8 protein-coding genes, 1 pseudogene and 1 other annotated feature are annotated in these 9,318 nt (G+C 66.5%); of the genes and pseudogenes, 3 read left to right on the plus strand and 6 right to left on the minus strand.

What is annotated here, in order from left to right; genetic code table 11:
* Nucleotides 1-185 precede the first annotated feature (185 nt).
* Nucleotides 186-455 carry a DUF2277 domain-containing protein gene (locus FFS52_RS18215; RefSeq protein WP_058252418.1) on the minus strand — a complete coding sequence of 90 codons (270 nt, stop codon included), beginning with the start codon at nt 453-455 and terminating at the stop codon, nt 186-188.
* A gap of 76 nt (nt 456-531) precedes the next feature.
* Nucleotides 532-1,506, minus strand: a complete 975-nt coding sequence (locus FFS52_RS18220) for an NADPH:quinone oxidoreductase family protein (RefSeq protein ID WP_137810519.1) — start codon at nt 1,504-1,506, stop codon at nt 532-534.
* A gap of 50 nt (nt 1,507-1,556) precedes the next feature.
* Between FFS52_RS18220 and FFS52_RS18225 the strand changes: the two genes are divergently transcribed.
* The gene (locus tag FFS52_RS18225) at nt 1,557-2,255 is read left to right on the plus strand and encodes a class I SAM-dependent methyltransferase (RefSeq protein WP_137810520.1); all 699 of its coding nucleotides are present in this window, start codon (nt 1,557-1,559) and stop codon (nt 2,253-2,255) included.
* A 147-nt stretch (nt 2,256-2,402) separates the two neighbouring features.
* On the opposite strand, the gene FFS52_RS18230 is transcribed toward FFS52_RS18225, so the two are convergent.
* From FFS52_RS18230 to FFS52_RS18240, 3 genes are read right to left on the minus strand one after another with little or no spacing between them, the layout of a single operon-like run.
* Nucleotides 2,403-3,158: an SDR family oxidoreductase gene (locus FFS52_RS18230; RefSeq protein WP_137810521.1), complete on the minus strand. Its 756-nt coding sequence runs from the start codon at nt 3,156-3,158 to the stop codon at nt 2,403-2,405.
* Nucleotides 3,155-4,108 (minus strand): alpha/beta fold hydrolase, encoded by a 954-nt coding sequence (locus FFS52_RS18235; protein WP_058252422.1) that lies wholly within the window; start codon nt 4,106-4,108, stop codon nt 3,155-3,157. The genes FFS52_RS18230 and FFS52_RS18235 overlap by 4 nt, the downstream gene beginning before the upstream one ends.
* The gene (locus FFS52_RS18240) at nt 4,105-5,481 is read right to left on the minus strand and encodes an NAD(P)-binding domain-containing protein (protein ID WP_058252423.1); all 1,377 of its coding nucleotides are present in this window, start codon (nt 5,479-5,481) and stop codon (nt 4,105-4,107) included. Before FFS52_RS18240 ends, FFS52_RS18235 begins: the two co-directional genes overlap by 4 nt.
* Nucleotides 5,482-5,649: 168 nt before the next feature.
* Here FFS52_RS18240 and FFS52_RS18245 point away from each other — a divergent pair, with 168 nt between their 5' ends.
* Both FFS52_RS18245 and FFS52_RS18250 read left to right on the plus strand, forming a co-directional pair.
* Complete coding sequence (locus tag FFS52_RS18245) at nt 5,650-6,252, plus strand: TetR/AcrR family transcriptional regulator (protein ID WP_171011674.1); 603 nt, start codon at nt 5,650-5,652, stop codon at nt 6,250-6,252.
* A 113-nt stretch (nt 6,253-6,365) separates the two neighbouring features.
* Nucleotides 6,366-7,223, plus strand: a complete 858-nt coding sequence (locus FFS52_RS18250) for an LLM class F420-dependent oxidoreductase (RefSeq protein ID WP_137810522.1) — start codon at nt 6,366-6,368, stop codon at nt 7,221-7,223.
* A 114-nt stretch (nt 7,224-7,337) separates the two neighbouring features.
* Here the strand turns inward: FFS52_RS18250 and FFS52_RS18255 are convergent.
* Nucleotides 7,338-8,620 (minus strand): annotated as a pseudogene (locus tag FFS52_RS18255) (IS3 family transposase).
* Nucleotides 8,214-8,342, minus strand: a sequence feature (AL1L pseudoknot). Its footprint overlaps the pseudogene before it by 129 nt.
* Nucleotides 8,621-9,318: the final 698 nt, after the last annotated feature.

The raw sequence follows: 9,318 nt of genomic DNA on the forward strand, positions 1-9,318 counted from the left end.
GTGTCATCGAATCCCCCAACCACTCACCGTGCCCCTCCCGCAGAGGCACAGGCATTCACGTGGGGTGATACTAACCGCACGCGAGCCCGTGGTCGGGTGTCAGTCCACAGCGCACCAACTCAGGACGAGTTCAGCAGTAGGTATCGCCTGGCGATACCTACTGCTGAACCTGTGTGTGGGACTCCTCAGCCCCGAGCGGCGATCCGCGCCTGCACCTCGGGGCGCCGGAGCGGGGGCACCGTCTTCGGCGGCTGACGACGCTCGGGCAGGACGTCGAGCAGCGTGCGGGTAGCCGCGGTGACGGCGACCACCGCGGCCTCGAAGGCCTCCGCATTCGCCGGCGACGGATGCCGCACGCCGCTCACCTTGCGCACGTACTGCCTTGCGGCCGCCTCGATCTCGTCCTCGGTGGCCGGCGGTTCGAGCCCGCGGAGTTCGGTGATGTTGCGGCACATGGCAGATCCCTTCGATGACGGATGCGCTGGGCGGAAGGCGATGCGACGTCGCAAACCGGGCCGACCCGCCGAGGGCCTACTCGCCGATCTTGACGACCGCTTTCCCCAGAATCCGCCCTTCGGCGAGATCGGTCAACGCTTCCGGCAGCTGATCGAGCGTGTAGGTGACGTTGACCTGAGGTTCCATCCCGTCGGCGATCATCTCTGTCAGCTCTTCATGCAGCTTCGCGGGCAGATTCAGTTCCGGATGGGTGCGCACGTACTCGCCCCACGCGGCCCCGACGACGGCGATGTTGCGGAACAGGACTCGATTGAGTTTGACGGTCGGGATGCCACCGGCCGCGAAGCCCACCACGACGTAGCGGCCATCGGGGGCGACCTGACGGAGCGCCTCGTCGAACACCTCGCCGCCCGACGGGTCGATCATCACGTCGACGCCCTTGGGGACGATCTCCTTGAGCTTGGTACCCCAGCCCTCCTCGAGCTGGACGATCTCGTCGGCCCCGGCGCTGCGCAGCAGGTCCTCGGCACCCTTCCGGTGGACGATGGCGATGACCTTCGCGCCCATCGCCTTGGCGACCATGATCGACGCGGTCCCGACGCCGCCGGCGGCGCCGAGCACGCCGACCACCTCACCGGGCTGGGTGTGCGCGCGGGTCTTCAGCGCGAACAAGGCGGTCTGGTAGTTGATGCCCATGGCCGAGCCCTGCTCGAAGGTCAGGCCTTCGGGAAGCGGCAGGAGCTGTTCGGGCGCGGCCGCGACCTGTTCGGCGAATCCGCCGACGATCGACGCCACGAGCACCTTGTCCCCGACCTTCACCGACGCCCCGTCGGGAGCCGAGCGCACCACGCCGGCGACCTCGGTGCCCGGCGTGAACGGCGTCGGCACGCGCAGCTGGTACTTGCCCTGACTCATCAGCACGTCGGGGAAGCACACGCCGCACGACTTCACGTCGACGACGACCTGGCCGTCGGCCGGGGTGGGATCGGGAACGTCCTGCAACTCGAGTCCGGACGGGCCTGTCTCTGCGGTGAGTACCTGAGCTTTCATACGGCTCACCCTACGCGGCGACCGTCACACACCCGATAGGATCTGATGCCATGTCACAACCTGCGGCACAGTCGCCGAACGCACCCTCCCCCGACCGCCTCCGCGTCGCGGACGAGGCACCCGGATTCATGCCGCTCGACGAGGCCCAGACGCTCTTCGAGATCGCCGGAGAATATCTGTCCCAACCTGATTCGACGAAGGTCGGCGTGGAGATCGGTACCTACTGCGGGAAATCTACCGTCTTCCTGGGATCGGCCGGCGAAGCGAACGACGCCGTCATCGTGACCGTCGACCATCACCGCGGTTCCGAGGAACACCAGCCCGGTTGGGAGTACCACGACGAATCCCTCGTCGACGCACACACCGGGACGCTCGACACCTCGGCACGCTTCCGCCGCACCATGTTCGACGCCAGGCTCGACAACACCGTCGTCGGGTTGCTCGCCCCGTCGGCCGTCGCCGCTAAGGTCTGGGGCCGACCGGCGGATTTCGTCTTCATCGACGGCGGCCACAGCATGGAGGCGGCGCAGACCGACCTCGACGGCTGGGCGCCGTGGGTGCGCATCGGCGGGGCCCTGCTCATCCACGACGTCTTCCCCGACCCCGCCGACGGCGGCCGCCCGCCGTACGAGATCTACTGCCAGGCACTGGAAACCGGACAGTTCACCGAGGTGCGGGCGGAGGGATCGCTGCGTGTCCTCCGCCGCGACTCGGGCGAGGTGGGCGCGCCGCTACCGCGGAAGTCCTGATCTCTCAGGGTTCGCGGCCTCGGTCGCCGGATCCTTCGTGACGCGCCCTCCGCAAGCTCCGGGCACTCCTCAGGGAGCGGTGGTGGGCCGCGCCCTCCGCAAGCTCCGGGCACTCCTCAGGGAGCAGAGCTGGCGGGGTCGCGGGCACTAAGCCTCACCGGCCAGCGCCCGCACCTTGCCGAGCACGTCGGGATAGCGCTTCAGGTGCGCACCGCCGTTGACGTCGAAGGCGGCACCGGTGATCCAGCGCGCCTTGTCGGAGGCGAGAAAGGCTACGGTGTCGGCGATCTCGGCGGGTTCTCCGCTCCGGCCCAGTGGGGTGTTGTCGAGGTAGTCCTCGGTGAGGCCCGGTACGAAGCCGATGCCCTCGGTCAGCGGGGTCATCACAAGCCCCGGCGACACCGCGTTGACCCGCACCCGACGGTCGGCGAGTTCGAGTGCGGCCACCTCGACGAGCATCAGCACACCGGCTTTCGACGCGCAGTACGCCCCCATCCCGGCGCCCGGCTGGCGGCCGTTGAGTGAGGCGATGCAGGTGATCGATCCGCCGTCGGCGATCCGGCGACCGGCGTGTTTGATCACGAGGAACGTTCCGGTCAGACAGATGTCGACGGTGTTGCGCCAGGCGTCGAGTTCGAGTTCGGTGAGCGCACCCGGATTCGACAACCCGGCACAGTTCACCACCGTGTCGAAGTCGCCGATGCCGGCGAAAGTCGCTGCGACCGAGTCCTCGTCGGTCACGTCCATGTGCACCGCCCGCGCCCCGTCGCGCGTCGCCGCCACCTGCTCGGCACGTTCCACGTCGCGGTCGGCCACCACCACCTGCATCCCCTCGCCGACGAACGCGTCGACGGTGGCCAGTCCGATCCCCGAGGCACCCCCGATCACGACCGCCCGGTTCATCGCGTAGCCGCTTCCACAACGTCGGCGTTCGATGCCAGATGACGGCGCAGGAAACCGATCTCGTGCGTGACGCAGGGCTCGAAGAAGTCGTTGCCCGCGAAGATGTCGAAATGGTCGCACGGGTAGTGGCGCACTTCGGCGTGAGCTTTGAACGCGGTCTTCGACGCCGCGTACGGCGGTGCGGCGGAATCGAAGTCGGCGATCTGGAACAGCACCGGGGCATCGACGCGCGCGGCGTGCTTGTCGACTCGGAACGAGCCGATCTCGAGACCGACCGAGGCGTCGACCTCGTTGCGCCACGACGGCCCCGCGATCGCGCGGTAGCTCTCCAGAAACCCTGGTGCGGTCAGCGCGGCGCCCACGTCGCCGGGTTCGCCGACGACCCGCAACATCTTCGGACCCCGGCCCAGCCGTCGACCCACCGAACTGGCCACTGCCGTGGCGGTCGAGCGGGCGATCGCCGCCCCGCCGACCTGGGCGTAGGCGACGCGACCGGCGGCGAGCCCATTGACCAGTGGCACCACCGCGATCACCGCGGCCACGTCGGTCCGGTCGGCCGCCACGGTCAGCGCATGCCCGCCGGATTGCGACACTCCCCAGAGGATGATCCGTTCCGGGTCCACTCCCGGCTGTTTCTTGGCGGCGCCGATCGCGGCGCGGTAGTCGTCGGCCTGCCGTTCCAGCGAAATCGACTGTCGCGGTTCGCCACCGGACAGCCCGAAGCCGCGGTAGTCGAACGCGAACACGGCCAACCCCGCGTCGGCGAACCGTTGCGCATAGGGCGCCAGACCCGAGTCCTTGGTCCCCGCGAAACCGTGCGCCATCACGACGACGGGGCGCTTGCCGTCGATCTCGAACGGCGAAGACTCCGCGCCCGGAAAGAACCAGGCGTCGCAGTCGGCGTCGGACGATCGGAAGCGTACGGTGGTCGCACCATTTGAAATGGTCATGCGGATGCTCCCTTCGAGACCAGATCGTCGGCCACCCCGGCCCACGTCGGCGGCCCCTGCTGGTGGGCCCGCCGGATCCCCGCCGGAATCTCCTTGGTCCGCATGTTGTGTTCGTAGAGATAGTGATCGAGTTGCTGCGTGTGCCGCGGGCGGTCGAGCATGTGTCCGGTGTAGTACTGCATGTCCGCCTCGATCGTCTGCCGCATCTCCGGTACCGACGGGAGCCGGTAGTGACCCGTGGCGTAGGCCCCGATCAGCCGCGCCTGGCATTCCACGAAGGGAAACAGCGTCGGAACCGCCTGCGCGAAACCGGCGAAGACGAGGTCGTCGATTCCCGGGTAGAACATGCGCTTGTAGAGGTCGATCCGATTGTCGGGCGCACTGATGAAGTTCGGGTCGAAGAACGGGAACGTGATGTTGTAACCCGTTGCGTAGATGATGATGTCGAAGTCGTCGGCGGTCCCGTCGTCGAAGTGGACCGTGGACCCGTCGAACCGGCTGATGTTGGGCTTGGGGGTCACGTCGCCCGAGCCCAGTCGCAGTGGCAGTTCCACCGACTGCGTCGGATGTGCCTCAAAGAACTTGTGATTCGGTGTCGGCAGACCGTAATCCTCCGGCCGGCCGGCGGTCACGGGTTGCATGACCTGGACGAACTTGCGCTGCCACGACGTCGGCAGATACGGCGTCGACCGGTAGTACTTGTCGGCGGGCTTGCCCCCGAAGTATTTCGGCACGATCCACGCTCCCGACCGCGTGGAGAGGGTCAGCTTGTTGTCCAGCGCCTTCGACGACAGTTCGACGGCGATGTCGGCGGCACTGTTACCCAGGCCGACGACGAGGATGCGCTTACCCGTGAAATCGTGCGGGGTACGCGGATCGATGTAGTGGTGGGCGTGCATCTCGATTCCGTCGAACTCGCCCGGGAAATCGGGCCAGCGCGGATCCCAGTGATGGCCGTTCGCCACCACCAGCAGGTCGAACCGCCTGCGCTCACCGCCCTGGGTCTCCAGTTCCCAGCCGCCCCCGTCCAGTCGGGTCGCATGCTCGATTCCGTTGGTGAACTCGATCGAGGAGTAGAGGTCGAAGGCCTCGGCGTAGGAGTCCAGGTAGGCCTTGACCTGGGTGTGGTGCGGGAAGTCGGGATACTCGTCGGGCATCGGGAAGTCGCGGAACGACAACTGGTGTTTCGAGGTGTCGATGTGCAGCGACCGGTAGGCACTGCTGTGACCGTTCGGGTTGCCGAAGGCCCAGTTGCCCCCGACCCGGTCCGAACTCTCGAAGCAGGTGTACGGCACGCCGTAGTCGGTGAGCATCTTGCCGGCGGTCAGCCCGCTGATACCGGCGCCGATGATCGCGGTGGTTGGTAAAGGCACACTGCCCCCTCGGTGGACCCGTTGGATGTAGACACAATCTGATTTGTGTCTACACGATGAGACGTATCGTGTACACAGAATCCGCGAACTGTCTACGCAGCGCCCTCCTGAGCAGACATGTGGATGTGGGGACGCGGCGCGCACCGACCACGACCACAGGAGGAGTCAGTGACCGAGGCCTCGACCACGACGGTCCACGAACGACTGCTCGACGCCACGCAGAAGCTGCTCGCCGACAAGGGAATCCGGGCGACCACCATGCAGCAGGTCGCGGAGTCGGCAGGCGTGTCCCGCGCGTGGCTGTATCGGCACTATCCGGACAAACCGTCCATGATCGGCGCGACCATCGTCCGTCTCACCGAGTCGTTCTGGCGCGACGCCCGGGCCGAACTCGACGCCATCCCCGACCTGGTCGGGCAACTCACCGCCGGCGTCCGGATCGGCCGGGGTGCCTACGACGACCCGGGCACGCTGCTGCTCCGACTCCGCACGGAGGAACCCACGGAGTTCGCCGAATGCGCCGGTGTCGGTGTCGTCAAGCTGGTTCCCGATCTGGCGGCGTTCTGGTTCCCGTTCGTCGAACAGGCCGCTGCCCGCGGGGAGATACACCCCGCACACGATCCGTACGAGGTGTCCGAATGGGTTGCGCGCGTCCTGATCAGCCTCGGCACCTCCCCGGGTGAGGCCCTCGACATCGACGACGCGCGGCAGGTCCGACGCCATCTCGAGCGGTTCGTCATGCCGGGTCTGGCCACCGACCCGCAGGGATGAGTCGGTGAGGGCCCCCGATGCCCTCTGGCCTGGGTGACGCCGATCACCTAGACTAGTGTCCAGTCAACCGTCCGGAAACCGCGGACGACCGAACGACGCCGTCGGAGGGCCCCATGGATTTCGGGATCGTGCAGTTCACCAGCGACCGCGGGCTCAAGCCCCACGTCCTGGCCCCGCTCATCGAGGACGCAGGTTTCGCGTCGTACTACGTTCCCGAGCACGGCCACATCCCGACTCGACGCGACGCCGCGCATCCCCGCACCGGTGACGAGACGCTGCCCGACGAGCGCTACATGCGCACACTCGACCCCTGGACATCCCTCGCGGCCGCCGCAGCAGTCACCGAACGCATCCGCCTCGCCACCGCGGTGGCATTGCCGGTGCAGTCCGACCCCATCACCCTCGCCAAGACGATCGCGACGCTCGACCACATCTCGAACGGCAGGGTCACCCTCGGCGTCGGATTCGGTTGGAACCTGGACGAACTCGCCGACCACAACGTCCCGCCGAAGCGCAGGCGGACGATGCTGCGCGAGTACCTCGAGGCGATGACCGCGCTCTGGACGCAGGAAGAGGCCGAGTTCGCGGGCGAGTTCGTGAATTTCGGTCCCAGCTGGGCGTGGCCCAAGTCGACGCAGTCGCACATCCCGGTCCAGGTGGGCGCGGCAGGCAACGAGAAGAACTTCAAGTGGATCGCGCGCAGCGCCGACGGCTGGATCACCACCCCCGGCGAGGAGGACATCGAGGGATCGGTGTCGTTGCTCAAGCAGATCTGGTCCGACGCCGGTCGTGCGGGCGACCCCGAGATCGTCGTCCTCGACTTCCGGCCGGTACCCGAGAAGCTCGAGAAGTGGCGCGAGATCGGGGTCACGACAGTGCTGTACGGCCTCCCCGACGACTCGGTCGAGCGCGCGAGCGGCTACCTCGCCAAGCTGGCCGGCAAGCTCGGCATCACCCCGGCGGTCGTGTAGCGAGTAGCGTGATCGAACGCGTTCACACCTTTGATGACTATGGGGTAATGAGCCTAATGAGCAGGCTCATTACCCCACCGGAAGTGAATCGCCCCGGGTTTGCTGGGGGCTCGTTTACTTGGTTCCAGCGACTGCCGGGACCGGGTTCTCACGGTAGCTGGTGACTGTGTGGGTCGACCAGTAGGTGGTCTCGTACTCGACGGGTGGGACGTGCCCGATCTCGCCGTGCAGGCGGCGGTGGTTGAACCAGTCGATGTACTCGGCGACGGCGATCTCGACCTCGCCGACACCGCCCCAGCCACCGCGAGGGCGCATGACTGGGTTACGGATACACTCGGCCTTGAACAACGAGTTGAACGCCTCGGCCATCGCATTGTCGTACGAATCACCCTTGGAGCCAACAGAAGTCACTGCGTCTGCTTCGGCGAGACGTTCGGTGTAGCGGATGGCTCGATACTGCACTCCGCGGTCGGAGTGGTGAATCAGCCCGGCCACGCCCTGGCCGGCACGCGACCGCGCCCACAACCCCATATCCAAGGCGTCGAGCGCGAGGTCGGTGTGCATGGTGGTCGAGACCTGCCAGCCCACGACCATCCTTGAGAAGACGTCGAGGATGAACGCGGCATACACCCACCCCGAGTGTGTGCGGATGTAGGTCAGGTCCGCCACCCACAGCGCGTTGGGCGCCGCCGCGGTGAACTGCCGTTCGACACGATCGGCCGGCTGCGGAGTTTCGGCCCCCTCGCTGTGCGTGGTCTTCCGCGTCTTGGATCTCGTTATCCCCTGCAGCCCATCAGCTTTCATCAACCGCTCGACGGTGCACCGGGCCACGCCGATACCCTTTCTGCGTAGTTCGGCGTGGACTTTGCGGGCACCGTAGACGCCGAGATTGTCGGCATGCACGGTGCGGATCTCACCGAGGATCTCGCGGTCACGGACCACCCGTGGCGCCTCGACTCGTCGAGAGCTCAGATGGGCTCGGACTGTGGACGGAGCGATCTGGGCGGCCGTGTCGCGCAGGGCCGCGCAGATCGGATCGACTCCGTGTTCGTCGCGGAAAGCGGCGACGAACTCCACGATCAACGCTGTGGGCGGTCGATCTCCGCCGCAAAGAAAGCTGATGCCTGCTTCAAGATGGTGTTCGCCCGCCGCAACTCCCGGTTCTCCCGTTCCAGCTGCGCGATCCGCTCAGCCTCGCTGGTCGTGGTCCCCGGGCGGTCCCCGCCATCGATCTCGGCCTGCTTGACCCAGGTGCGAAGCGCCTCCGGGTGCACACCGAGTTGATCGGCGATCCGTTTGAGCGCCCCTGGTCGCGTGGCTGGGTCCTTGCGGGCCTCCACCGCCATCCGCGTCGCCCGCTCCTTCAGCTCAACGCTGTACTTCCGTGGTGCTGCCATGCTCTCCATCCTTCACAGATTCGAGAGCCTCCGACAAACCCGGGGCGTTTCAAAGACTGAATCGAACGTGGCCTGGCCAGGCGCCGCAACTTCGCAGCACCAGAAAGGACAGAGCACGAGGCTTCCCACATCGTGCGCCGGCGTTGCATGGTCGCAGCGCTGGTCTCAATGCGAGACGGCCGACTTCAGTAGTGCGGCCCCTGGTCCTCGCCGACGCTTAACCCACACGTCGAGGCGAACAACCGAACCGCGTTCGCGCGTTCGGCCATTGCGGTAGAAACAGTATCCGCTTGCATTGTCCAAAAGCTGAGTTCGCGCTCCGCGAACTGTTTGACGGTTGCATTCTCGACGTTCGTACGCGCGCTGGGATCGTTTGAACGTTCACCCGTCCGAAACCCGCCCACTGAGTTAACTACAAGCTGGATTCGACGACTTTGCCCCTCCAGTCGGGGAGGCACAATCACCCGCCAGCCTGGTTCAGCGTCTATAGGCCTGACGCTCGAAGCTGCCCCGATAAACCACACAATCCAAGCGATATGTATGGCCAAATGCCAGCCCAACAACTGACGGTATCGCACTGACCGCCTGTCCATGGCCATGAGAAAGTCCCCACTGGTGGCCAGGTCGAGGTCCCCGCTGGTGGCCAGATAAAAGTCCCCACCCTGTGTTCGTCGTGTCGACCCGGAACTGAAGGCCCA

Source organism: Gordonia sp. ALPHA1B1, assembly GCF_005502615.1.
Lineage (GTDB): Bacteria > Actinomycetota > Actinomycetes > Mycobacteriales > Mycobacteriaceae > Gordonia > Gordonia hongkongensis.